Genomic DNA, 25,162 nt, shown 5'->3' with positions numbered 1-25,162 from the left:
TCTGCAGACGGGATTCCAGTATCACCCGATCACGGCCGTGGCGTAGAGATCAAAGACCGGTAGGGATGATCGCGAGAAATTGAGTCGATTAACCAACAGTGAGAGGGGTTCGAGCGCAATGTTGGTTAACAGACTCGAAGATAGATCGAGCTTCCGGCGTGGATTAAGTCTGGAGATGATCTTGCCGTAAGTCGTTGCAAGTGGATATCTGATTCCTGCCTATCGCAGATTTTCATTATTTTAGTCGTTTCCAGTTACTCCCGAACATTAATGCCTCGCTCGGGTAACGGATGGAGTATGTCTCGCCGGCTGTTACTTACTGGACCTGATTTACCTGAGCTTGAATCACAAGCGTTCGATATTCTTAGTGAGAGCGTGGGAACACAGCCTGAAAGTATTCTCTACGTGGGTCAGCCGGAACACCCTGAGGACGCGACAAAAGATCGCTGGATGGAGTTTGGCCCCTCAGCAGGACTCCGTGTCGACACGTTGGACAATCTTGCTTCACAGTGCTACGAACAGGACCAGTACAAGGGCCGGGTAACTCACGTTGACCGACCGCTCCTCTTCCGGCTCGTCGAGCTTGGTGTCGAAGAGATCTCATCGTCTACGAATCCACTCAACACCGGCGACCAGTTCCCCCGAGCAGGGCTCGTCCAGGAAGCCGAGACCCTTTTCACCGAACTGGAGTTCGCTGGACTGCTCTCACCGGACGCAATGCGGCAGCGTCTCGAACAGGAGGGCGTGGGCGACCGCGCGGACTACGTCGCCGAACTGGCGGAAGAGATCGAATCTGCCCGACAGACACTCCTTGCTGATGAACTCCCGGAAACATACCGTACCGAGCGAATGCACCACGCCACGACGGCAGAAACATCGCTCACAAACGTATTCCCCTCAGTCGAGGCCGTTGTTCTCAGTGGGTTCACGCGATTCGACGCTCTAGAAGTAGACTTCCTCGAACGAATCGTCGACACCTGGCCGGCGATCGCTCTCCTCCCCAAGCAGATAGACGAAGACTCGGCCCCGGGTGTTGATACAGGCGCCAAACAAGCGCTAGAGACGTATTCCGACCTGGACTTCGTTCGACAGCACCAGAATGAGCCTGTCTCGTCAACTCTCGAAGCGCGACGGCGCATCACTCGCAGTCTCTATCGGCATCCCCGCCAGTCGCCGTCAACCAGCGACATCAACGCGGCAGCGCTGGATCTGACGCTCACCGAACCGGAAACTGTCCCCGACGAGATCCGAACCGTCGCCCGAGATATCCGGAGTCGAATCGCGACAGGAACGTCGGCCGACGATATCGGTGTCGTCCTCACGAGTCCGGTTCAATACGCTGACCAAGTACGGGAAGCTTTCGAGATGTACGAACTCCCGTTCAATCTACAAACCGAGATTCCCCTTTCGGAAACAGCCCTAGGCGATGTCGTCCAGATAGTCTGCCAACTCGCACAGGAACCTCGGAGCATCGACACGCACCTCGATCTCCTCACGAACCCACTAGTCACCATTACGGAAACCGGGGAGAACCTCGATTACCACGAACTCGCCCGAGTGGCAGCTAGGGCAGAGACAAATCGGCTTGAATCGACTCTCGAACACGTTGACGACAGTCTCGCGGCAACGGTTACCTCCCTGACGCGGGATGCAGCCGCTCTATCAGAGGTGTCACTAGAGGAACTCCCCGGCCAACTTGATGCCCTCCTTGAGCGTCTCGGCGTCTCAGCGGCACTAGAAGGTGAACAAGAGCTCTCATCTCCACTTCGGGACCGTGAACTGCGTGCTCGTGACCGTCTCGACCGGATCCTTGAGACCCTCGCCCTTACAACACCGTTGGCGGACCCCGAAATCGGTGACAGCGTTGAGCGGCTTGAGCGCGCGCTCCATGGCGTCTCGATCCAGCAGAGCACACGGCCATCCGAGGAGAGCGTCGTTGTCTGTAGTCTCGCCGAAGCCACCCTTCGGGAGTTCGAACAGGTATACGTTCTCGGGGTGACGACGACACATTTCCCCTCAGATCCGGAGCGAACCGCTTTCACACGACCCATCTACGAGTCACATCCCGACTTCGAGCAGACAGATGTCTCTGCAGAGGCACGGTATCACTTGAGCGTACTCCTCGGGAGTACAGCATCAATTCATCTCTCCATCCCCCAGCAGAGTGCTAGTGGTGAACCGCACGTCGAAGCAGACATCCTGACCGAACTTCGGCGGCTTGTCGATCTCTCGGAGGTGACGATTGAGCCAGCTGACAGCGAGCCAGGCTGCCAAGAAGACGTGCAGCGGGCAGTCGGCGACGTACTTCCCGAGACATCCGAAGCACGAGTCCACGACCTACTCACTGAAGCAGTCGAAGCCGGTTCGTTTAGCACCACCCAACAGGCCCGTGTTCAGGCTGGTATTGCTTGTGCCGCGGCACGAGCAAGTCCCGGACTGACGCCCTACGATGGACAGCTCACAGAAGAAACCGTCTCCCAGATTCACGATACGCTCGACCGCGAGCCGTACAGTCCGAGTCGGTTGGAGACATATGCTGCTTGTGGGTTCAAGTACTACATGCGCCGCGTCCTCGGTATCGAAGCACCGGATCGCTTAACGCGGGAACCCGACGCGAGCGACCGTGGTTCGTACATCCACGACGTGCTCGAACACTACTACCTGTCGTTACAGTCGGGGGGAAGCGGTCCAGTTCACCCAGGTGGCGACTTCGAAACGCGGCAACAACAGCTCCTCGACATTGCCCTCGAGCGGCTTGACGAAGCATTCGACGACCGCGCCCAGACAGCGTTCCAGAAGGAATGGCTGACCTCCGTACTCGCGGGACTCGGAACTCCGGACACCAATCCATACTATGGACCACATAAGACGCAGGACGGTCGTCCTGTTGCGCAAGGGCTATTCTATCGGTTCCTCGACCACGAGGCGGACGAGCCCGCAAAGACGACCGCCCGACCAACGTGGTTCGAAGGCCGGATCGGTAATCCCTACGACGCAGGCACACCACTCAGCGACGACCCCGCAGAGATCGAGACACCACACGGTTCGGTCCCCATTCATGGACTCATCGACCGCGTCGAGACGGTCCCGGGAACAGACCCGACACAGGTTGTCGTCCGAGATTACAAAACTGGAAGCTCTATCCCCAGCGAAACTGATGCCCTGAACGGACTGAAATTCCAGCTTCAACTGTATGCGCTGATGGCTGAAGAGGCGCTCGACGATGTTGAAGTGGTGGGTGGCGCGTACTACCAGGTCTCGCCCCCGAGTTCGGTCAATTCTCGCAGTGGGCTCCTCACCTCACAGGAGATGGCAGTTTACCATGGAAGCGACGACGTCGACACACCGCTGCTCCGTCACTCCTACCCGTACTTCGAGACACACGAGGCGTTCCGTCGCTTTATCGAGGAAACGACCCCACAACGCCTCGGGAATCTCGCCTCCGGCATCGCAGAAGGTCAATTCCATCCGACAGTCCTCGATCCATCGGACGCCGGATGTCGCTACTGTGACTACGCACACGTCTGTGACGTCCGCTCGCACCAGCGGAAGGACGTTATCGAAGCAATCGACGACACAGGTGCGTCAGCGTACGTCCCGCTGAAAGCGAGGGGTCACGACCTAGAAGACGTCGTGGAGGTGGAATGACGATGGTCTCCTACGAGGACCTGACTGACGAGCAGCAGCGTGCTGTCGACGCCCTCGGCCGGAATGTGACGCTCACAGCGGGTGCCGGAACGGGGAAGACTACGACGCTGACCGCACGGTATATAGAGATGATCGAACAGTCGCTCAGGGAACGAACCGATGGCGGTGCTGGTGATGCCCAGCTGCTTCCGGAGCACATCCTCACGACGACGTTCACGGAGCGGGCAGCGAACGATCTCGAGGAGAGCGTCCGAACGGAAATCACGGACCGCATCGATACACTCGATGTCGAGGAATTCGATGCCTGGCGTACGGTTGCGGATGAACTCGAGCAGGGGTATATCCACACGCTCCACGGGTTCTGTGCTCGGCTCCTGCGCGAACACGCACTGACGATCGACGCTGTGGATCCTGGCTTCGATACGCTAGACGAAAACGAGACGACCGCATTAATCCACGATACCGTTGGTGCCGTCCTCGAAGACTACGAGAACCACGAGGCAACGCAAACGCTGGCCCGGCGGTTCTCTCGAAGCCAGCTCCAGGACGTCCTGACCGATCTGCTGGGCGAGCGACCGGAGAGTCTTGAGTGGGCGGACCGGTGGGTGGAGGCCACGGAGGAGGAATACATCTCGTTCGTCGAGTCGGCCCTGCATCCGATCGATCCAGATGAAGCCGCCGAGCGGCTGGCCCACCCCGACTTCGTCGCGGCTGCGGCTACCCTGCGAGAGTTCGTTGAGAACCCCCCAGATATCGAGACCGGTGGACAGACCTGGCAGCGTGCGGAAGGGGTCGTGGATCGACTTGACGCCGAGTTCGACGATGGGGTCCCATCCCGAGCCAAGCAGTCGACGATTGCGGAACTCAGTATGCATCTCACCAAGGGTAGTGGGGAACGCTACGCAGGCTATACGGGGGCCAACACGCGGTGGGGAGACCATCCCCGAAAGGCGGAGTTCGACAGCGCGTTCGAGACACTGGTCGAAACTCTCCAGCCCGAGGAGTACGCCGTCAACGTGGATCTAGAGATCGAATCGAACAGCTTCCCGTTCGTCCAAGCGCTCGCAGAGCTGAGCCAAATCGCCGCTGCCGAGTATGAGGAACGGAAAGATCGGCAGAACGCTGTCGATTTCACCGATCAGATTTCCTATACCGTCGACTTCCTCCAAGCACCGGGGAATGCCGACATTCGCGAGGAGTTACGGGAGCAGTTCGAGTACGTGATGGTCGACGAGTTCCAGGATACTGACCCACGCCAGTGGGACCTCATCAAGCTCCTGACGGCCAGCGACGGGGAAACGTTCGATGCCCAGAACGTGTTCGTCGTCGGCGACGTCAAACAGAGCATCTATCGTTTCCGAAACGCCGACGTCACGCAGTTCCGCGAAACGGCTACCACTCTTGAGCAGGTGTCCCAAGACGCTCGAAGCACGGATACAGAAAGCGAGGATGACGACCAACTTTCGACGAACTTCCGAACGCTGCCGACGGTGCTGGAGTCGATCAACGAACTCTTCGAAGCCATCTTTGACGAAGACGGTGAGCCCTACGAGGCGACTCCCCAATCCCTGACCGCCGATCGCGACGATCCAGCGGATCTCGGTACTGTGGAGTACATTACGGTGCCGACCGATGCCGATCTCCGAGAACACCACTGCAATCACTACGCGGACTTTGCGACAGCCGAGCCGGAACACGACACAGAGTTGGAGGCGATGGCGCTCGCCGCCCGTCTCTCCCAGATACTGGCTGAACCACTTCAGGTCTACCCCGAGGAGGACGAAACGGACGACGATAGTAGCGAGAGTGAACTTACTACCGAAAGCAGACTGAGTGACCGAGAGGAGACAGAGGAGAGTGATGAACCGCCGGAGCCACGGGATATCGAACCGAGCGATATTGCTATCCTCATCCGCAGCCGCACCCACCTCAAAAAGTACGAACGAGCGTTAGAAGAGGAGGACGTCCCCTATTCGGTCGCGTCCGGGATCGGCTTCTACGAATCGGCGGAAATCACCGCGCTGTTGAACCTCTTCCGGGCGCTCGCTGATCCAAGTGACGAACGCGCACTCTACGCAGCGCTTCGGTCGCCGCTATTCGGGCTCACCGACGACACGCTCGCACAGTTGAAACTCCATGACGACTCCATGTGGGACGCACTCGCGACGAGTGAGCATCAGGAACTCCAAGATGCCTACGAGTATCTCAAAGAGTGGCGTCACTTAGCGGGGCTTGGCGACGAGGAACCCGCTGGATTCGATGGGTCGTGGGCTGCGTATCTAACCCGGATCCTCGAGGATACAGGCTACTTGGTGAGTGTCAGCGCCGACGAGCGTCCACAGCAGGCCATGGCGAACGTTGAGAAGTTCCGCGAACAGCTTCGCGGATGGAGCGACGATGGCGTTCGGAGTCTTACCACCCTCGTGAGTCGGATCGAACGCCGCATTGAGCTCGGCGGCCGGGAGAGCGAAGCTGACACGACCGGCGAGGGCGTCCAGATTCTAACGATCCACGACGCCAAGGGAATGGAATTCCCGTTCGTCGTCGTCCCGGGGATCGGTCGCGAGTTCAAGGATGAAGCGGCCCTGGGCGGCGGGAAGGTCGAGTTCGAACAGGTCGGTGGCCAGCACGCAGTCGGGATGAAGGCACCAAGTCCGGACGACCCGTTCGAGATGGTGGATACGATCGCCCGTGACACGATTCGTGAGCGCCGTCGCGCCGAAGAACGCGCTGAAGAGAAACGCGTGCTCTACGTGGCCTGCACACGAGCACGAGACCATCTGCTCCTGAGCGGCCTCCACGAGGCAGCTGGAAAGACCGAGGAACCAACGATGACGGATCTCGAGGAACCGGACCCTGAGTCAGCATCGAGTTGGCGCGACTGGGTACAGCCAGAACTCCTCACCGAGGACGTGTGCACTACCCTCGATTCCGATACCCACGTCCGGCGTACGTACGGTGACGGCGCGTACACCGTGTCGCTCCCGACACCGCCAGCCGAACAGGTGCAACCTGATCCCGATATCGACCCCGACGTTGAACTGTCGCCGCGGCCGCCCAAGCCAGATGTCAGCTTTCGGTTTTCGGCGACTGACCTTGCGTCACTCTACGGGGAGTATGGCGAACTCCAATTCGACGAAGACACGGGTACCATCTATGTCGAAGAGACCGACCATAGAGAGAGGAGTCCGGAGAGTCGACACGGTGAAGAGGACCCAACAACCGGAGAAGCCGAATCGGACGGCCGCTCAACAGAGGAAGCAGGTGTCGAAACGGACGGCGTCGACGCGAGCGTATTCGGCGAGATGGTGCATCGACTCTGCGAACTGCGGCCGCCGGAAACTCACTGGCCACATCTGATGGAACAGACGCTTGTTGACGAGGGGGCTACGGTCTCACTCTCACCCGAACTCCAGAACCGCGTGAGTACCCATGCCCAGCGCGGGATAGACTACGTTGACGAGCAAACCACGGACGTCGATGTCGAGCACCAGTACGACGAGCTGTATGTTACTGCGGAATTCGAGCGCGGGGAGATATCGGGGTTCATAGACCACCTGATCATCACGCCTGACGCGTACCATATTATCGACTACAAGACAGGTGATGTCACACCTGAGGAACTGGAAGCTGACGCGGAGTATTACGAGAATCAGATGAAAGCCTATGCGATTGCGTTGAACCAACAGGAGACTGGCCGTAGCGTCCGGGTTTCACTCATGTTCACGACGCTCGATGACGCATGGGCCGTTGAGTGGTCACCTGATGAGATTGAATCGGTGAGGAAGCAGATCAGTGAAGAGATCTGGGAGCAATTTGAATCGTTTGAGCGTTAAAGCGTGAGTTGAACCCGCTGATGGCGAAGCGAGTTCCCGTCTTGAGTGAAGAGTCCATCAACAACTACCTCAGCTGAAGTTCTGATGTTACGAGCGGATTATGTAGCACACCAATTCTGATAGGTTATGAGGGTCCAACAGTCCGAGAGACTCAGGTTTCACCCAGGCGTGCTAGCAGTTCATCGGTCCTATCTTTGGCCTCGTCGCGAGAGACGCCTTCGTCGACGTAGCGCTCGATGACACGGACACGAATCTGGCCATGACCCAATGTCTCACGAGGTTCGATGTACCCGTTTTCTTCAAGATACGTCTCCAGCTTATTCGCCTTACTGCTGTAGAACCCGCTTATTTCGTTGTGCAAGCCCTCAACGATCTTTCTGCCATCGCCATTGACTGACTCAGCAAGGTCACTAACCTCGTCGATGAAGTTGCTGCTCACGGCGCCAGAGGCTTCGAGAACCTCTCGATCAACGGGCTCGCCACGACCAACGTTCCAAGCGTCGACGAACTCGTTCAGCGCCGCAGCATTTTCCTTCACTATCGTTATCTTGTCGGAATCAACGGAGGAGAGGTCTCCGTTACCCCACTGAAGGAGGTTATTCAACTGCCCCCAGTGCTCGATCCCGAGCTCCAGGAGTTGATGGAGAGTTTCGACATCGTCGACCAGGTACCACAGGTGCGCCGTCCCCGCGCCACGGTGCGGATTGAACGAGTCCACCTTGAGTTCGTCACCATACGTGGCGTGGTCATGCCCGTCGGGACTGGGGGGCTTCGGAGTGAATGATTCGATAGATTCCAGATCAGGGATATAGACGGAGTCGTCGGCATCGCGGACCGTTGCAAGGTCGATGATTTCGTGGTTGACGCCATTCGTGCTCTCCAGTGCAGCAGTCCACTTCGCTACTTCGTCGCCCTGTGCAGTAAAATAGAAGATCTGCCGACCGTTTCGGGCCAGTTCGATCGTCGACTCGATAATGGTCTTCGCCCTGCGGTCGTCGGTATTGGCGAGGGTCTCGTCGAGGAAAAGTGGGATCCGAACGCCCTGTTCCTGCTGTTCGACGAAGGCGATCCGAACGGCGAGCAGAACCTGCACCCGAGTACCGCTCGAAAGCTCGTCGAGCGCGAGTCCCTTCTGTTTCGATTCATCGAACGCACGGAACTCGGCTTCATTCTCGTCGAAGTCCAACCGATACCGGCCACGAGTGATCGTCGACAGGATTTCACGAGCACGCTCGAAGACGTCCGGGCGACTAGTCTCCATGGTCGCCTCCTGAACGTGGTCCACCAGGATGTCGCCGACCATCGCAGCACAGTCGTCCTCGAGTTGGTCTTGCAGGTCATCGAGCGCCCGGTCACGCTCTGCGAGCGCCGTTTCAACTTGGTCGTCGGACTTCGCCTGCCTGATCTCCGCCTTGATATCGGCAATCCGTGACTGCAGGTCGTCGAAATCTTCGGCAGTTCGTTCCGCCTCACGAAGGTCCTCTCTGAGGTCAGCAATCTCCTGCTCCTTGAGATCCGGTTCGAATTCTGGGTAGCTTTCGAGTTCTTCGGCCTCCGTGTTCGCCCTGATTTCGGCCTCTCGTACAGCCTCCGCAGCCGAGTCGTATGCTTCAATCTGCTCACAGAATTCCTCCAACCGATCGTGGTCATCGGAGTTGAGCTCCAGATCCGCAAAGATTTCGTCGCGTTCGTCCTCCAGCGCATCTATCTTCTCGGTCGCTTCCTGAATCGTCCCGGTAGCTTGGTCGAGGTCCCGCTGTGCGGTTTCGCGTTTCTGTTCGCGGTTCTCGAGGTTCCGGATTGCCTCGGTCGCCTCGCCGGAACTCTGGACGTCGTCGTAGCCGTAGGGGTCGAGTTTCGCTTGGAGGTCTTCACGGGCGGTTTCGATCTGCTCGTCGACGGTTTCGATGCTCTCTTGACTCCCTTCAACCTCATCGTGGGCTTCCTGCCAGTCGAGTACTCGCTTGGAGATCACGGCGAGTTCGACATCGGACGCATCTGGCGCGGCGCCCAGCTGGTCTTGAAGTTTGGCACGTGTTTCCTCTAGATCCTGCTCCTTCTGTTCGAGCGTGCCCGAATCCGTCGCCAGGCTATCGCGCCATTCGGACCGTCGCTCGGCTAGTTTGTGCTCTGCGATTGCGTCGTACAGTCCGATCAGACGAGACCGAACCGCATCCTCGGACCACGTCTCTGGCGGCTTCAGACCAGTTTTCTCGAACGACTCACGGTGCGGTTCTCGTGGATTCCCTCCGTCTGCAGCCTGTGAGCGGGCGCGCAGCCCATACCAGAAGATGCCAGCGGCGACGACCAGGATTGAGAACAGCAGTGGATGCACCAGGAGACCCAGCGCGACGGCCGTCGAGGCGAGGGAAATGGCCGAGAACGTGGCGATACGGAATGCCTCTGAACCGTCGTTCGACTCCGTAGAAACGGACGCAGCCAGCCACTCCTCCAGCGACTGACTCGCACGTTGAACCGTGGGTAGATCTGGCTCAGGATGCTCCCCATCCTCCAGTAGTCGCTGGACGGCCTCCCGGGTTTCACGCTCGGACTGGAGTTCCTCGGCCTCTCGTGCGAACTTCGAGACGGTCTTCCAAGTGACGGGTTCCAAGCCAACGAGGTCCTCGGTATCGACATCTAGAGGAATGTCCTCTCGGGCAGTTTCTCGCTGCCGTTTTGCGTCAGCCAACTCTCCCTTGAGATCGCGTTTCCGGTCCTCCGCAGAATCGAGGTCATCGCGAAGCTCTTTCAGATGGTCGATACGGCCTGTCGGGAGGCCCTCTTCAGGAAGGTCAGCCTCATCGAGCCGTTCCTGAGCGTCCGTTTTCGTTTTCTCGGCCTGGTCTTTTTTGTCGGTCCATTCGTCGATGTCATCTTCGAGGGATCGAACACGCTCGATTTCGTCCCCGTCGACCTGATCTAAGATATCGGGGAACTCGTCGAGTCTCGATTCAGCCTGCTTCAGCTCGTTTCTCGCCTGTGCGTAGTCGATCGCCTGCTCGAGCAGTTCGGAGCGTTCCTGTGCTCGACGGGCTGCCTCCAGTTCACTACGTAACCGGGAGAGCTCGCTTTGCTCTTGGCGCAGTTCGGATACGTCGTTCCGCGCCTCACGCAACTCCTGAATCGCTCCCTTGGCGTTCTGGACGACGTTCCTGTTGGCCCGACTCGGGGAATCTGAATATCCGAGCTCGTCGTATGCTGCGGAGAGATCGTAGCCACCAGCTGATTCTCGCTCGATTATCTCGGCGAACGATTCGTTGTTGTTGTCTCGCTGGAGGAGGTCGTGGAGGGAGAGACGGTATCGGTCGCGTTGTTCGGCCGGAGGGAGGCTCGGACCGTTCGCCTCCTGGCCGTCACGTTGGTAGCTCGTGCGCCCATTGTCGACTTCGACCCGCCAGGCTTCACCATTCAGTGAGAGCTGCCCCACGAGGGACGCACGTTCGTCGGCGGTCTCGGGCCAGCAAAGCCATTCGAGCGACTCAGCGAGCGTCGTTTTTCCTGCCGCGTTCGGTCCATGAACGACATTGATCCCGGAGCACAAGTCGTCGATCGAGAAGCCCCCGGTCTCGAACCCAGGAGCCTGGACGATTTGGATTTCCTCGAAGCAAATCGGGTCCCTGGTCACGCTTTACCCTCCTTTTGGCTGAGTAGGGTATCGAGGAGTACCCGTGCTTGCTGTTCGAGATGTTCGATTGCGTCATCGTCGTCCGGGTCCTCGAGTTCAGTCTCGCGTCGAAGCGGGTTGTACGCATTCGCACTGTGGGCCTGCCGTACAGCGCCTAGCGAGTCATCGACCACGTCACCGTAGGCTTCGCGAGGATCACCATCCTCGATTTCGAGCAGGAGACCCGCGAGGAACGCAGCTGCATTGTCTCCCTCCGCAAGGTCTTCGAGATCGATTGCCGGCCGGGTATCGACGTCAATCGATTCGATCCGGACGGAAACCGACCCCTCCCGGAATCCGAGGTCACGCTCCATCGACCGATGCTGATCGACGAGCGCCGAATGCGCATCCGTCCGTCCAGTTAGATGAACGCGAACGAGGCTGAGTTTCAGCGACCTCGTATCGAGTTCGGAGCGAACGTGTTCCTTGATTTCGTCCGAAATGACGGCGGTCGCTTCCTGTGGGTCGTCTGCCCCGGAGACATCGACCGAAATCCGGTCGTAGCGAACGGATGCCAGGGGAACCTGTTCAGCTTGTACGTCTCTGTTTTCGGGTATCGTAATCGTCCACGGGCCGTGGGCCCGCTGTTCTCCTGGGTCAAGGGGTTGTGGCGAGCCGGAGTACAAAACCAGTGGACGCGAGTCGATTTGGATACCTGGACTGTGAATATGACCGAGCAACCAGGCATCTGCGGCGGAGTCGCGGAGTTCGCTCGACAGAACTGGTGCGTACCGGCTTCCTCGGGAATCGAGGTCGGCGTGAAGTACTCCAATCTGAGGAGCGTCATCGGTCGCCGGGAGGTCGTACTCATCGAGCGGGGAATCGTAGACGTGTTCGGCCGAAAACGACCAGCCTTCGAAGTGGGCGATGGGCTCGCCGTCCCGTTCGAGCGTCCAGCGTTCCCACTGCCCGTCTCTCCCGAGGAACTGGAGCGTGTCAGCGTCGAGGTTATCGACCATATCAGGGAGCGCATCGAAGTCGTGGTTCCCGGCTACCACGACGATTGGAATCCCCGCTTCGTCGAGTTGTGCAACTCCGTCTTCGAACGCGCCATACGCCTCGAAATATCGATTTTCCTGATCGACGACGTCACCAGCAATCACGACCGCGTCGACGTCCCGGTCGATTGCTTCCTGGACCGTCGACAGCCAGACAGCTTTCGGCGACAGCTCCGGACCATCCAAATCATCCGGAATTCGACTCGGGTGACGGCCGAGGTGGAGATCCCCCGTGTACAGTAGTTCCAGAGCGTCGTTCATGAGTGCGGCTAGACAGTAATATAGAAGCACAAGTCACGGATAGATAAATTCCACCCATTCTTGCACTATGAGAGGGTGAGACGTATCCAACATGTAGATACTGTTCCAGATCTCATTTTTGCTAAGACTCAAGACTCGGCTACGTGGCAAGTGTCCATCGTGGCGTCAATCTAAAAGAAAAATTTGTAAGACAAGGCATCCAACCGAGTTCATGTGTCTGAAGCCTTCGTCGGTCAGGGAGAATACCTTTCTATTGAACTAGTAGGAGCAGAACACATAGACGAGACCGTCTCCGATTATGGAGAGACTCTTCATTATGATGGCTTGTTACTCAGCCTTGTGATTGAGAACATCAGCAATTCCATTTGTTACTGGGATCGCGATGAGTTTGAAATCGTCGATGCCAATGGATTTGCATATTCAATAAAGGATAGTGAAGAGTACTACCACCTGGAACAACTGATACCCGGAGGATGGTACGTAGATCTTGATAAGCTACAGCCAAATCGGAAATATAGATATGTTGTATACATTAAAGATTTCCACGGAGAGTTAGGACTCATATCTTACGAAGCTAAGCATACGTCATTATTGCATTCCTCAGACCCGGATGCGTTACAGAAGTCAGAACAAGTGGAGATTGATATTTCAAGTGCTCCTAGTCATGATGTCAGTGGTGTTCCTGAGCTACGCGATATCTTTATCCAAGAATGACTGATCCGAAAGAGCATATTAAGCAGCTTCGTACTCGGCAGGAAAATACGGATCCAAGTCTGTTGAAAGCGCTTGCAGGTGCGATCAATCGGCTGGAGAAAGCATTTCCAGAGCAATGGCACTTTTTGATGGAGTTCCTTCAGAACGCCGATGACTGCCAAAGTTCTTCATTTTCTTTAGAATTGACAGAGGACCGCATCCAGATATATAATGACGGTCGTCCGTTCGATTATGACGATATCGAGAGCCTCTGTAATGTCGGACACTCTTCCAAAGCACATTCTGAGAAAGGTGAAGAGTATATTGGGTATCTCGGAGTAGGCTTCAAGTCAGTCTTTTTAATATCCGATAATCCCCGTATCAATTCGGGTGGCTATCAGTTTAAATTTGACAAGGAGCACTGGGATGATCCCAGCCAAATTCCGTGGCAGATTACACCATTATGGATGAACCACAGTACTCCACAGATTCCCAAACAGTATTCCACCGCTTTCGACATTCCCATCTCCGATGCGATTACAAGCGAGACCTTCGACAAGCTTGTTCAAGAACTGAGTGCAGAGCACATATCAGATACCACGGTTCTCTTTCTAAAGAACTTGGAGACGGTCAATATACACGATCGAATCAATAACGTCTCAAAAACAATCGAAAAGGAACTCCTCGAATCGAATTCAGAATATGAGATAATTCGAATAACTGTAGAACAAGACGGGGAAAAGAAGACCAACAAATGGCTTGTCTTTGACAATATTGTTTCAGTCCCTGAGCAGGTCAAAGACGACCCTATGACACAGCGGTGGGAACGTGATAATCTAGACACTAGAGAAGTCCGAGTCGCATTTAAACTAGATGAGAATGGCTTGTTACAGAAACACGATGGTACCGCACATATGGGAGTGTTTAGTTTCCTGCCCTTGAAAGAAGTTCCCAGTGGTTTGAATTTCTTAGTACAAGCCGACTTCCTTACAGCTCCTGGACGCGAAACAATACATCGAGACGCTCCATGGAACCGCTGGCTAGCACGAGAAGTCTCTCAGCTAATCCAAGACCATGTTGTCCCTACGTTCAAGCAGGATGAGAAGTGGAAGCAGAATTTCACCAAAGTTCTCTATCCCAAGGAGGGCGGTCATAGTTTGTTTAACGAGGAGATACAGCAGCCACTTCAAGAATACCTGAAAGATTCTCCGGTTATCCTTACTACGGATGGTGATTTTGTTAAGCCGTCAGACTGCGTGACGATACAGGATTCATTAAAGGAGCTAATTTCAGCCCCCGACTTTTCTGAGCTATACCCAGACAAAGCAAACATCCACTCAGACTGCGAGACTGTATTCCAGTTGAAGAATGAGATGAGTGACGGCCCTTCATTCTCCTCATCTAAAGGGCTCTCAAACAGTATGGAGGCTCTCTTAGAGCTGAAATCCTCAAATGAAAATATCTCCTTTTTCAGGAGTCTCTACCAGCTATTTGGGGAGTGGGCAGACAGTACTCTTGCTGGAACAAGAATCAGACGAGAGCCTGTTGTTCTCACCGAAGAGTGTGAATTAAAACAGCCCAAAGAAGTCTCATATCCTGCAGATAGCGTTACAATTCCAGAACAGCTGCGGGGAAGTATATCTATACTTCACCCTGACCTCCGGACCTCAGGCATTCTGAACACCCTAACGTCCTTAGGAGTGGATGAGATAACACAGGAAGATATAGAACACAAGCTGCAAGCTTCAAATTCGCTCAATTTAGGGCGTCAATGGCCCAACCTGGATGAGGAATCGAAGATTGACAAAACGCGGGAGTGCTTCGAACTATATCTTCAACAGGAGATTAATGTTACAGATCTGGACGCCATAGAAATACTTACAAAAAATGGGGAATGGCTTTCTCCTTCATCGGCCATCTTCTCACACGAATACAATCCAGAGCACCGGATTGAACAACTCCACGACAACGGATTGGTCCCTGGAAACCCAGATTTCCTCTCCGCAGAGTATCTTCGTTCATCTGACCAAGTCAGTCAATGGCGACGCTTCTTCGAAGAGCTCGGAGTGGACTCAAATCTTGACAAGACTACCTTTGTAGAACAAATAGCAGTCGAAACAGCATTACGGTTCGAAGAAACCCAAGGTCGAGAGGCAAAAGCACTACCTCGTCATGAGGAAGTAGAAGGCTACGATCTTGAGTCAGATGGACGAGTTATTGAAGTGAAAGGCAGTGACTCAAGCTCCCCATCAGTTCGACTAACAACTAAACAGTTCTCCCGTCTGAAATCGGATCGGGATAATTACTATCTATACATCGTACGCAATACGTTGAGTAGACCACGTTTAGTCGAGATTAAAGGAGAGAACGTATTGGATGTGGATAGATCTATTCAAATCAACTTCGATGAGGTACAAACGATCTCCGAAAGCGAGTACGAAGTCATATAATCCGGATTCAGCCCTTCAGAACCGGGGAGAGTCTATCTCCTTGTCAAAAGGATGCTCAGAATATAGTGATACCGCGCCAAGCTTGGTGTCGCCCCGGGTGGCAGCAGTTTAACAAATCCGTCAGCGCAGTGTAACCAACATCTCAAGACAGTCGCCGTTGAAGATGATCATGTGTGCGAGAAGCCTCGGATACATCCAACGAAAGATTGCTTTCGAGAGTGTTCTTCATCCCGACGCTACTAGCCAGTGTATTCCTCGCTGCGGTCGTCGCCGGAAATCACAGTGACCGCCGACAATTCTGCGACTGACAGCTCATTTCGTCGCCTCGTATTCAGCTGTGACTGCACGATCACGTCGCAGTTTCTCACGAACGTTCTCGCTTCGACAATCGACATCCAGACGCCGGCGTTGCCAATCCTCCCCAGATTTGCCGTTCCACACCCCGTATAGTGTTACCTTTGGGAGTCGCAGAACGCCGAACAGCACTGAGAGCGTGTAAAGCGCATCCTGCAGTTCGTCCCATGTAACGGTCACCTTCCGTGGAATATCAACTGGGAAGCTCACATGTTGCGCGAGTACCCCTTCCTCACGGGCCAGCTCGACGAACCCGTGGTCGTTGCTAAGGAGAATTACTCGCTTTCGACTATCTTGGTCGTACTCCGCGTAGGCATCCACGATGGCTTCGTCGCCCGTTTCACTCTCAATCGTATCCGCATACCGATGGTCGCGGAGACGGCGGTACTCATAGAGCCCGAGGAACCCTTCACGATTCGCCCCAGCCGGCTGATTGTCCAGCCGCGCGAACTCGGAGCCGAACGCATCCTCGAGGGCTCGCGTCTCGTAGTGATTGTAATGCCAGTTGAGTTCCTCGTAGATACCCGTCGCGAGGGCAAAGCCATTGACTGGGTTTCGTCCCTTGTCGTCACTGTATCGCTCCGGATCCAGTCGGAGCACATCCGGCATCCGCCAGGCGAGGAGGTTCGTATCGATGCCCAGGGCCACGGGCTGATGGCCGGCGTCAAGGTCAGGATGTCCCTGTCGACGGAAGAACGTCTCCACGTCCTCGCGATTTGCGATGTCGACGAGGCCACCAGCAACGAGCGCTCGGATGTAGGTATCCTTGTCAGGCAGGTCGTCGTATGCCTGTTCGCCGTACGTCGTGTGGATTTCCTCGCGGGAATCCTGGTACGTGAGCGCGCCCTGCGTGAATCGGACCGTGGTTGCGACGGGATCGGAAAGGTCGATTTCGAGGAGTTCTCCGATCTCCTCACACGGGTGCCGAACACTAACCGACGTAATGCCCTCCGTGTACAGCGCGTTGAGGAGATGCGTGATGTGGTGGCGAGCAAGCTGCATTAGAAGACCTCCTGGAAGTCGACGAGTTCGACAACAGGTCTGGGGACATCGGGGTACAAACGACCGTAGAAGCGGTTGTTCGAGACGTAGAGATAGAAGACGTGGTCGGCCTCGAACTGAATCCCCGCCTGAAACGCGATCGCCGACATAAACTTTCGACCGGGAGTGACGTCAACCGCCGCCGTACCCCCCTCATCCTGTATCTGGGCAATCGGTTCACGGAAGTGCTCGACGATACCCTGAAAATCAGTCTCCGTCTCAAGGTGCGTCACGGAAAGGTCCGGGTCCTCACCGCCGTATTCGACGACCACACGCTCCATCATAGACGTGATGTCGTCGAACTGGTCACCGACGCCAGGATTATCCAGCACGTACAGTTCGTCAGGGAGGAATCCCTCTTCACAGGCTGCGATCAGGGGATTAATGACCGCCTCCAGGTTCGTGCTCATGGTTGTGAGCCACGCATCGACCATTGCTCAGCGACCCCCCGACTGAGCGGTACTGGCTTGCCATTGCTCGTGCTCGATCTCCGGATGCCGGACTGCTACTCGTCGAAGCGATTCGTACATGACGTGGAGTTCTCCGACCATCGTGTGGGCCGTATCGTGGAGGTCCGTAAGTTGATCCTCTGGACTGGTGTCCGTCAACGTCTGTTGCTGCTGCGGGGGGCGAAGCTGCGTGAGGTAATCCAGAATAGCACCCGTACCGCTTGCTAATTGCGGGAAGATTTCGGCAACATCGTAGACGGCGCGTGGGTGGTCAGCAATGACCCCCTCAGCGACCGAGATATCGAAGGCTGCTTCGATCTCCGCTGGCGAGTCGTAGCCACCGCTCTCGTTGCTTCGCAACAGTGCTTCGCCGGCGTCGGCGAACGTGCCGACTAGCACTCGCGTCGCCCCGGCAATCGGATCCATGCGTTCGATGCCGACTGTTTCGGTCTCGGTTTCGGTTATCGAGTGCCGAATTCCTGCGAACGCCGCGTACGCCCGAACGAACGCGTCCGCTGCTGCCTGCCCGTCACGCTTGATTCGTTGCTGGTCTTGTTCGGGAAGTTCATCGAAGGCGTCGACGAACGGATACTGTGGCATAGGGACGAGCGTCGGCTGCGAGAAGTCCGGTTCCTCATCGAGGTCGATCTGTGGGCCAGCGTAGGTGGAACATCGACCACTGTCGACCGCGTACGCTCGCCGTTCCCAGTCGAGCATCGCAGCCGTCGCTGGCGTCAGCTCATGGTACGCCGTTCTGATAGTGCGATGTGGCGCGGGATGAGGACGGTGTCCGATAGTCGCCTCCTGAAATTCACGAGCGGAAATGTACGCAGGTCCCTCGATGGTCCGTTCCTTGAAAACGAGCGTCCCGTCATCCATAGTCGTGTATCCCCTGCCGGGAATCTGCATCCGGATCGTCAGCAATCGCTGTGCTAATCGCTTGAGGCGGCTAGCTTCCTCGATCTCTTCGGTCCATCGATCCGGTATGTCAGTCGATCCGAATCGAGCACCAGCGACAGCGCCGGCGATCGCACCGACAGTGTCCGTGTCGCCACCGCTGTTCACCGCCTGAACGATCGCTGTTTCGGCGGACTCAGCGGTCAAACCATAGTAGAGCCCAGCCTGGAGCGAGTCGACGACGTATCCTGAGGTCGCAAGCTGGGCTTCGAACGCTGCCGAATCGTGGTCACCAGTAACGACTTCCTGCACCTGCGTGAGTGCCGTTCGAAGTTCGTCTGGAGCTGAATAGGTATTCTTGAGCGCGGTTCCGAGCGGGTCGCGTTCGTCGCGAATCAGGTTTGCGAGCGTTCGGTTGAGAATCACACAGCCCCACCTGCAGCGCGGGTCGGCATGTGTGATCGCCGACGAAAGCTGACTGACCTGGGTGAGTTCCGCATCGAAGTGCCGAAACACAATCGCATATGGCGCACACCGCATCACGCTCCCGTTGCCGGCGTTGGATCCCTCGGGCCGCGATTCCCAGACGTCCGCGCCAGCGTCGTCCCACGACGTTCCCTGTCTGATCCGGGACAGGGAATCGCGCGTCATCAGTCCAATATCGAACGGGTCAGAATCGAGCCAGTCGACGAACCGATCCGCCACATCGGCCGGACCGAACCCGCGGCGGTCAACGAGACTCTCCGCGATACAAAGTGCCATCTCAGTGTCGTCAGTGATCGTCCCCGGTGGCTGGCCGTGTGTGCCGTGACCGAGCATCTCCGTTACTTCGCCGTGCTGGGATGCGATCTCCTCGGCGCTCTTGAATTCGACCGGTCGACCTAGTGCGTCACCACAGGCCAGCCCTAGGAGACACCCCTCTGCGTTACGTTCAATTGTCATGGAATTACGATATCCTCCCTCTCGTATAATTCTGCACTAGCGAACTCTCCGAACCGAGTCAGCAAGCGGAATGTCGAGACCAGCCTCATTCGTTGATCTGGGCGAGCGCCCACGATGCCCTTGTACGGACATCGGCATTGTCATCACCGTGTGCTCGGTTTTCCAGGGCCGAGGTCGCGTCTCGAGCACAGAGGTGCCCAAGTGCCCAGCAAGCGTTCTCACGGACGAGCGGGTTCTCGTCCGACAGCAAATCCACGAACGTCGGCGTGACGTGTTCGACCGAATCCGGGAAGTCCTCGGCTACGCGGCTAAGAGCACCGCTCGCATTGATTCGCGTGTAGGTGTCCTCGACCGTCAGCAATGCGGTGATCTCCTCGGTGTATGGTTCAACCACGTCGGTGTGAACGATCGCCACGTCGCCGATTAGTCCGATCGCGTTGTTCCGGAGCTTGGGGTTGTCGGCGTCGAACAGGGTCGCAACGTCGTCGACGATCTCGACGGCGATACTCGGGTACTCGCCCACGATCCGTCCAAGCCCAGCGGTCGCGTTCAGCCGAACGCTGTCGGACAACGAGTCACGGAGGGTGACTTCTCCAAGTGTCTCGGCGACCGGTTTGACTTCCTCCGGATACTCGCGCGTGATCCGCGAGAGTGCGTACACCGCGTACTGGAGGCCGTCGGCGTCGTCCTCAATGATCGTTGCAAGCGACGGTACGGCGTCCACAGCATCCTCGGGGTTTTCCTCAGCAATCGCGGCGATACATCTGGTCGCTTCACGCCTGACGGAGACAATGTTCGACTGCAGATCCGGTACGAGTTCGTCGGTGAGCGGAGCGATCGCCCTCGGATCGGCATCACCAATGGCGCGGAGAGTGGCCAGCACGTCGGCCCGAGCGGGTAGCTCGTCACGTGCCAATAGTGACCGAAGGATTGGAATCGCCGGCGTACAGTCCTCTGGGCGCACTGCCGCCACCCGACGGAGTGCCTGGACTGCGTCCTTTTCCCGGAACAGATCAACGTCTTCGCGGTCCAGAAGCGCGAGGATCGATGAGATACGGACCGCCTCTGGATGCACATCGGCGAGCCGGCGGAGCCCAGTTGCCTCCTCGGCAGGCGTCTCTGCGCCCGCCGTGTACAGATTCGGTGGGGGATCGACCAAGGAGAGCAACTCGATTGCGTCGACGGAAACGGTGAATTGGTCACTATCGGGGGCGAGCGGCGTGCACTGGAGCGCCGGCGCTGCCGAGGGGCGTTCGAGTGTCACCGCGTGAATGGAGACGTCGTGGCACAGCTGCGTTCGTTCGGCCCCATCGTCGATGTACGTGAGTTCGAATCCGGGCGCATCGGCGTGGTCGTCGAGAAACGACGACAGCATCGACGCGTTCGCAGGCATGATTCCGGCAGACGTCGGCAGTCCACCGTCGGTCATTAGGTCACGAACCCATGGGAGGTCGGGATGGATGTCTCCCCGTTCGACCGCGGGAACGAACTCCCAAGCGTGGTAGTGCTCCCACCCGTCGACATCACTCAGATCGAGGTCGTCGACAACGACGTAGCCGTCCGCGTCCGGGTGCAGGTCGGCGATGAGTGATAGCCGCTCGCGCCGGAGTGGGAACTGCTCGTACCGACCATCGGGCTGTTTCTCGCCGAGCCACTCGTCCCAGTCGTCGGGGTGGCGGCCGACGATGTCGACGACACCCGGAATTGCGGCCTCCTCGGCCAGCGTCTGATTCCCGATAGCGTAGACCGCGTGCGGCGTATCGTGCGCGAGATGACGCACCCACTCCAGTGGGACGGCGTCGTGGCGGGGATGTGGATTCACGTCGACAGTCCAGTCACGGTCGAACGCGAACACGAGCATTAGTCACTCACCTCGCGCGGCGTCGCGGGCGCCTGCTGACACAGTGTTTCCAGGAGTTCCACCTCCTGCTGCATCGACTCATCATCCACAGCCTCCATCTCATCTGCGAGGTAGCTGCGAAGCTGGTCGAACCCCTCGGTATATCGATCAGGAACGACCAACGGCACGGACTCGCGCTCGTGCTGGCCGCGCTGGTCGGGGAGCAACCAGTCGTCGACGCCAGTCGCGGCGTTAGCGCGGTCGTGGAGGTCAGCTGCCCACGTCCGGAGTTCGCGAGCGTACCTGGCCAGCGCGACGGCCTTCCGGACGCCCTCATGGGCGTATGTGCTGGACTCGTCGGGAACGTCGACGGTAACGCGCTCGGTGTACTCGCCACCGTCCCGTTCCGTCCACGAGGCGACCAGATCGAAATCGGCGTCCGAGCTCGTCTGCTCGAGGCGGACGAGGACGACGCCGCCCCGAGCCTCGCCATCCTGCTTTGCGGAGGGAAACAGCGTCCCGACGTGCATCAGGCGGTCGGTCGCAGCGTCCGCGGACGGCGACCCGTGAACGGCCTCGATATCGTAGCCGTCTGCGTCGAGGTCGAGGTTCAGGTCGTACACCAGCGGGGTGACCATGTAGTCGAACTCCTCGCCCAGTCGACGCTCGAACTCCGTGGCCGAGTGGATGAAGTAGTGGTTCGCCCCGCGGATGCCCGACAAGGTGTCCGCCAGCTCCGCATTCGCGTCCAGCCCCATGCCAATGAACGTCGTGTGGACACCCTCGGCGGCCGCGTCCGCGAACAGCTGCGTGAGTTCGCTGTTCCCCGTCGTCCCCGTATTTGGCATCATATCGGTCATGAAGACGACACGGCGCTCGACGTCAGGACTGGGTATCCCGTCGACCAACATGTCTACGGCCGCCTCGAACCCGTCCGCGAGGTTCGTACTGCCGCCAGCAGCGATCTCGCGAATGTGGCGCCGGATCGCCGGCATGTCCGTCGTTCCGACATCACGGAGAGGTTTCGCGACGTGGGCGCGGTGGTTGTAGAGGACGACACCCAGGCGGTCCTCGTCGTGGAGCTGCTCGGTAAGCGCACACAGCGACTGCGTCGCCGCTTCGAGTTTCGTCGCCGCATCGTCCTCGGCCTCGCGCTTGCGCCCGTGTTCGTCGTAGTAGTACGCGTCGAAGGAGCTGTCCATCGACCCGGAGACGTCGAGGACAGCGACGAGATCCAGCCGCGGCCGCTCGAACTCGTCGACCGAGAGCGTCGAATCCAGCCCCACCGATAGGTAGCGCTCGGTCTCCCCACTGATCGGGTGGTCGCTCACGGCAGCCGCGTAGCGCGGCGCGAACAGGGCCTCCGATTCGGTCCGCGTGCCCGTCTCAAAGTGATAGTCGTAGAACAGCCCCTCGTCGCTGATCGCCTCCGGCTGTGGCGTATACCCGTTCGCGACGTTTTCCCGAAAGTTGGCCACGTCTTTCGCCCCGCCAGCGGCGAGTCCGACCGTCTCCGGGCTCGCCATGTCCGCACTTGCTGGCGCCGGTGATGCACTCTCCATCACCTGATTTTCGAGCATCTGATCGGCCTCGGCAGTCTCCCGAAGTTCGTACGCGTCGACGTGGCGCCCACAGGACTCACAGACGTAATCGGGAGGGGTGACCGACCTGTCGTCGTCCATCGGCGTCCAGTCGTCGACGAGCGAGCGGCCCTCACGAACGCGACGGACGTTCGCTCTGGCATCGATGATCCCGAACGGTTCGTCGAGGGAGAGCTGTGACGCGACTTGCGTGACGGCTGCTCCAGCTGCGTCGACGACCTGTCCCGGTCGAAGCCGTCCCCCGCAGTCAGGGCACTCAGCCCCGATGTCGTCCGCTGTGGTGACAGGGGCGGCCCCCAGCAGTCCCGAGATACGGTGGGTATCCCCGGTTTTCAGGCCCAGGAGTGCCTCGCTGTCAGGCGTGGCGAGTACCGTGAACTGCTTCCCCGATTGATCGGCGACCAGCAAGCGGTGGACGTGTTCTCCGTCGCAGTCGATGGTTCGCCGAGTTATGAATTCGACTGCGATATCGTGACGCTTCCCGTCCTCTATGTCCGCGTACATCGTATCCATGGTGTCTGTGTGGCTTGCCATTCCCCGGACAGCCAACGGGTGGTTGACGACAGTGTGTGCGCTCGCCCCGGAAACGAAGGGGGAGTAACCATCATTACGATGCGTCTTTATCCACCTTCACACTCATCAGTGTGCGCCAAGATGTGATAAATGCTTCGCCAATGAGCAAGGTAGAGCAGATATTAGAGAGAAAAGACCCACCATAGTGTCCTTTGTAGCGTGTTTGGTAGGGTACTATACTCTGGAAGATGGATTATTAGTAAGTAACCGTCTCTATACTGTCGAGTATTGAGTCGAAACAATCATTGCGAAGGGATTCGTGGGTTAGTCAACAAACCCATGCCTATCGACGCTGGTGACGCTCTCGTCCGGGCGCTTCACGACCATAATCCGTGGTGGGAACACGGGACAGAAGCATTCTCACTCCCGGCACGGCAAAAGAGCGATTTCTATCATCTCGCCCGTCCCGACGAGTCCGGCAGCCAGTTCGAGGACCAACCACTTCTCGCCCTCGTTGGACGGCGGGGCGTCGGGAAAACCACGCTCCTCCACCAGTTCATTCACCATCGCATCGAGGCTGGCGACGATCCGGAACGATTCCTCTATCTTCCCTTCGACGCCGACCCGCTCTACCAACTCCAATCGGACGAACAGCTGCGACGCGCAGTTCGGTACTACGAGAGCAGGGTTCTCGGCCGCATCAAGGCGGACCACCCACATTTCATCCTGATCGACGACGCCCACCAGATCGAGCATCCGAACAAGCCGACCATCGACGGGTGGGGCGTCCCCGTCGCAGAATTGCTCGAGGACGTCCCGGGACGACACGTCGTCGTGACCGCCAGCGCCGGCATTCAAGTCGAACGGGAACTCGAAAGCGTCGCGATGCCGGCCGAAGACTACGATATCCAGCCCATTCTCCCCGAGAAGTTCCGGGACTACCTCTTCACGCTGTATCCAGATCTTGAGGAAGAAGACACTCGCGTGAGCCCCACCTCTCTGCGAACCGGGGAGAACAGCCTGCCAGCGGCTCTCCAGAGTGGCGAGATCGGGTCACTCGTCGCAGAGCTTCGGCAGAAGTACGAAAAGGTTGCAGACGTCGAACGACGCATCCAGTCACAGGTCGTCGACTACCTCGCAATGGGCGGGACCATCAGCTACGACCTTGACGGCGCCGCCGAGTCGGCAGCAGACCTGACGGTAGATGACTACGCGCAGCTGCGCGAGGACGTTCGCGATGCCCTCTACCAGGAGGTCCCCGGCTTCGAATCGATTCAGACGATCGCAGATCTTGAACGCCTCTGCGCGCTCGCCGCCCGAAACCGGGGGGCTGAGCCGTTCCGGTATCAGGACCTCGTCGAACTGTTCGACGTCGACCGGCGGACGATCGCCGATAGCTATCTTCCCGCGCTGGCAGAGCTGTACCTGTTGACCGGCGTTACCGAGTACGACAATAGCCGCCCCCGGTCGGTGCGACTCTACCTCCGTGACACAGGGCTGGTGACCGCGCTCGCCGACGGCGACGCCTCGACCGTCCGCAACGATTTTGACCGCGAGGCCGACCTAGCCCGCGTCGCGGCGTTCGACCACACGATGCGGTTCGCCTATGGGATCAACGCCATCCAGGGCAATGACGAGACGCCCACCGTCCAGTACTGGCGTGGGCGAGAGGGTGAGGTCGACTTCGTCTTCGAGGTGGACGGAACCCCCGTCCCGATCGGGCTAGCGTATCAGTCACGCGAGCGTGAGGAGTCACTCGAAGCCGTTCGAGAATTCAAAGAAGCGTACGACGTGCCACTTGGATTCATCCTCGCTGGTGATACGGTTCGAGGCAGACAACCTATTGAGGATCTCGGAGAGGGAATCATCCAACTTCCGTACTGGTTGTACTTGCTCCTATGCTAGGTCGCTACCTAATCGGTTGTGAGAACGGAACGAGGGACCTGTCGGTTGCCGCCCCTGATGGAAGTCGTGA

Annotated in this window: 12 protein-coding genes and 1 pseudogene; 5 read left to right on the top strand and 8 right to left on the bottom strand. The window is 57.8% G+C overall.

Features of this window, described 5'->3' with window-relative positions:
• Positions 1 to 489: 489 nt before the first annotated feature.
• Positions 490 to 3,648, top strand: coding sequence for a PD-(D/E)XK nuclease family protein (locus tag RBH22_RS11625; protein WP_306677567.1), 3,159 nt, complete (start codon positions 490 to 492; stop codon positions 3,646 to 3,648).
• A gap of 2 nt (positions 3,649 to 3,650) precedes the next feature.
• Positions 3,651 to 7,484 carry a UvrD-helicase domain-containing protein gene (locus RBH22_RS11620; RefSeq protein ID WP_306677566.1) on the top strand — a complete coding sequence of 1,278 codons (3,834 nt, stop codon included), beginning with the start codon at positions 3,651 to 3,653 and terminating at the stop codon, positions 7,482 to 7,484.
• Positions 7,485 to 7,635: 151 nt separating this feature from the next.
• Here RBH22_RS11620 and RBH22_RS11615 read toward each other — a convergent pair whose 3' ends face one another.
• The 3 genes and pseudogenes from RBH22_RS11615 to RBH22_RS11605 form a co-directional block, all read right to left on the bottom strand.
• Complete coding sequence (locus tag RBH22_RS11615; RefSeq protein WP_306677617.1) at positions 7,636 to 10,173, bottom strand: SMC family ATPase; 2,538 nt, start codon at positions 10,171 to 10,173, stop codon at positions 7,636 to 7,638.
• Positions 10,174 to 10,272: 99 nt separating this feature from the next.
• Positions 10,273 to 11,109 (bottom strand): annotated as a pseudogene (locus RBH22_RS11610) (AAA family ATPase); the annotation flags it as partial.
• Complete coding sequence (locus tag RBH22_RS11605) at positions 11,106 to 12,407, bottom strand: DNA repair exonuclease (protein WP_306677565.1); 1,302 nt, start codon at positions 12,405 to 12,407, stop codon at positions 11,106 to 11,108. The gene RBH22_RS11605 and the pseudogene RBH22_RS11610, both read right to left, overlap by 4 nt.
• A 213-nt stretch (positions 12,408 to 12,620) precedes the next feature.
• On the opposite strand from RBH22_RS11605, the gene RBH22_RS11600 reads away from it, so the two are divergent.
• Both RBH22_RS11600 and RBH22_RS11595 read left to right on the top strand, forming a co-directional pair.
• Positions 12,621 to 13,121, top strand: a complete 501-nt coding sequence (locus RBH22_RS11600; RefSeq protein ID WP_285265988.1) for a hypothetical protein — start codon at positions 12,621 to 12,623, stop codon at positions 13,119 to 13,121.
• The gene (locus tag RBH22_RS11595; RefSeq protein WP_306677564.1) at positions 13,118 to 15,550 is read left to right on the top strand and encodes a DUF3883 domain-containing protein; all 2,433 of its coding nucleotides are present in this window, start codon (positions 13,118 to 13,120) and stop codon (positions 15,548 to 15,550) included. The genes RBH22_RS11600 and RBH22_RS11595 overlap by 4 nt, the downstream gene beginning before the upstream one ends.
• 312 nt (positions 15,551 to 15,862) lie before the next feature.
• Here the strand turns inward: RBH22_RS11595 and RBH22_RS11590 are convergent, their stop codons facing one another.
• The 5 genes from RBH22_RS11590 to RBH22_RS11570 form a co-directional block, all read right to left on the bottom strand.
• The gene (locus RBH22_RS11590) at positions 15,863 to 16,906 is read right to left on the bottom strand and encodes a hypothetical protein (protein WP_306677563.1); all 1,044 of its coding nucleotides are present in this window, start codon (positions 16,904 to 16,906) and stop codon (positions 15,863 to 15,865) included.
• Positions 16,906 to 17,379, bottom strand: coding sequence for a hypothetical protein (locus RBH22_RS11585; RefSeq protein ID WP_211611397.1), 474 nt, complete (start codon positions 17,377 to 17,379; stop codon positions 16,906 to 16,908). Before RBH22_RS11585 ends, RBH22_RS11590 begins: the two co-directional genes overlap by 1 nt.
• A gap of 3 nt (positions 17,380 to 17,382) precedes the next feature.
• Positions 17,383 to 19,233: an ADP-ribosylglycohydrolase family protein gene (locus RBH22_RS11580; protein WP_306677562.1), complete on the bottom strand. Its 1,851-nt coding sequence runs from the start codon at positions 19,231 to 19,233 to the stop codon at positions 17,383 to 17,385.
• An 85-nt stretch (positions 19,234 to 19,318) separates the two neighbouring features.
• Complete coding sequence (locus tag RBH22_RS11575) at positions 19,319 to 21,094, bottom strand: HEAT repeat domain-containing protein (RefSeq protein WP_306677561.1); 1,776 nt, start codon at positions 21,092 to 21,094, stop codon at positions 19,319 to 19,321.
• Positions 21,094 to 23,208, bottom strand: coding sequence for a VWA domain-containing protein (locus RBH22_RS11570; RefSeq protein WP_306677560.1), 2,115 nt, complete (start codon positions 23,206 to 23,208; stop codon positions 21,094 to 21,096). The genes RBH22_RS11575 and RBH22_RS11570 overlap by 1 nt, the downstream gene beginning before the upstream one ends.
• Before the next feature lie 318 nt (positions 23,209 to 23,526).
• Between RBH22_RS11570 and RBH22_RS11565 the strand changes: the two genes are divergently transcribed.
• Positions 23,527 to 25,092: an AAA family ATPase gene (locus RBH22_RS11565; RefSeq protein WP_306677559.1), complete on the top strand. Its 1,566-nt coding sequence runs from the start codon at positions 23,527 to 23,529 to the stop codon at positions 25,090 to 25,092.
• Positions 25,093 to 25,162 lie beyond the last annotated feature (70 nt).

Origin of the sequence: Halobellus sp. H-GB7 (genome assembly GCF_030848585.1) — an archaeon.
Taxonomy (GTDB): Archaea; Halobacteriota; Halobacteria; order Halobacteriales; family Haloferacaceae; genus Haloquadratum; species Haloquadratum inordinatus.
This window is presented reverse-complemented; position numbering and strand designations above follow the sequence as displayed.

Excerpts from the sequence above, each read along its gene's own strand:
- RBH22_RS11590 (WP_306677563.1), bottom strand. The coding sequence starts at position 16,906 with ATGCAGCTTGCTCGCCACCACATCACGCATCTCCTCAACGCGCTGTAC.
- RBH22_RS11580 (WP_306677562.1), bottom strand. The coding sequence starts at position 19,233 with ATGACAATTGAACGTAACGCAGAGGGGTGTCTCCTAGGGCTGGCCTGT.
- RBH22_RS11605 (WP_306677565.1), bottom strand. The coding sequence starts at position 12,407 with ATGAACGACGCTCTGGAACTACTGTACACGGGGGATCTCCACCTCGGC.
- RBH22_RS11620 (WP_306677566.1), top strand. The coding sequence starts at position 3,651 with ATGGTCTCCTACGAGGACCTGACTGACGAGCAGCAGCGTGCTGTCGAC.
- RBH22_RS11585 (WP_211611397.1), bottom strand. The coding sequence starts at position 17,379 with ATGGTCGATGCGTGGCTCACAACCATGAGCACGAACCTGGAGGCGGTC.
- RBH22_RS11595 (WP_306677564.1), top strand. The coding sequence starts at position 13,118 with ATGACTGATCCGAAAGAGCATATTAAGCAGCTTCGTACTCGGCAGGAA.
- RBH22_RS11575 (WP_306677561.1), bottom strand. The coding sequence starts at position 21,094 with ATGCTCGTGTTCGCGTTCGACCGTGACTGGACTGTCGACGTGAATCCA.
- RBH22_RS11570 (WP_306677560.1), bottom strand. The coding sequence starts at position 23,208 with ATGGCAAGCCACACAGACACCATGGATACGATGTACGCGGACATAGAG.
- RBH22_RS11565 (WP_306677559.1), top strand. The coding sequence starts at position 23,527 with ATGCCTATCGACGCTGGTGACGCTCTCGTCCGGGCGCTTCACGACCAT.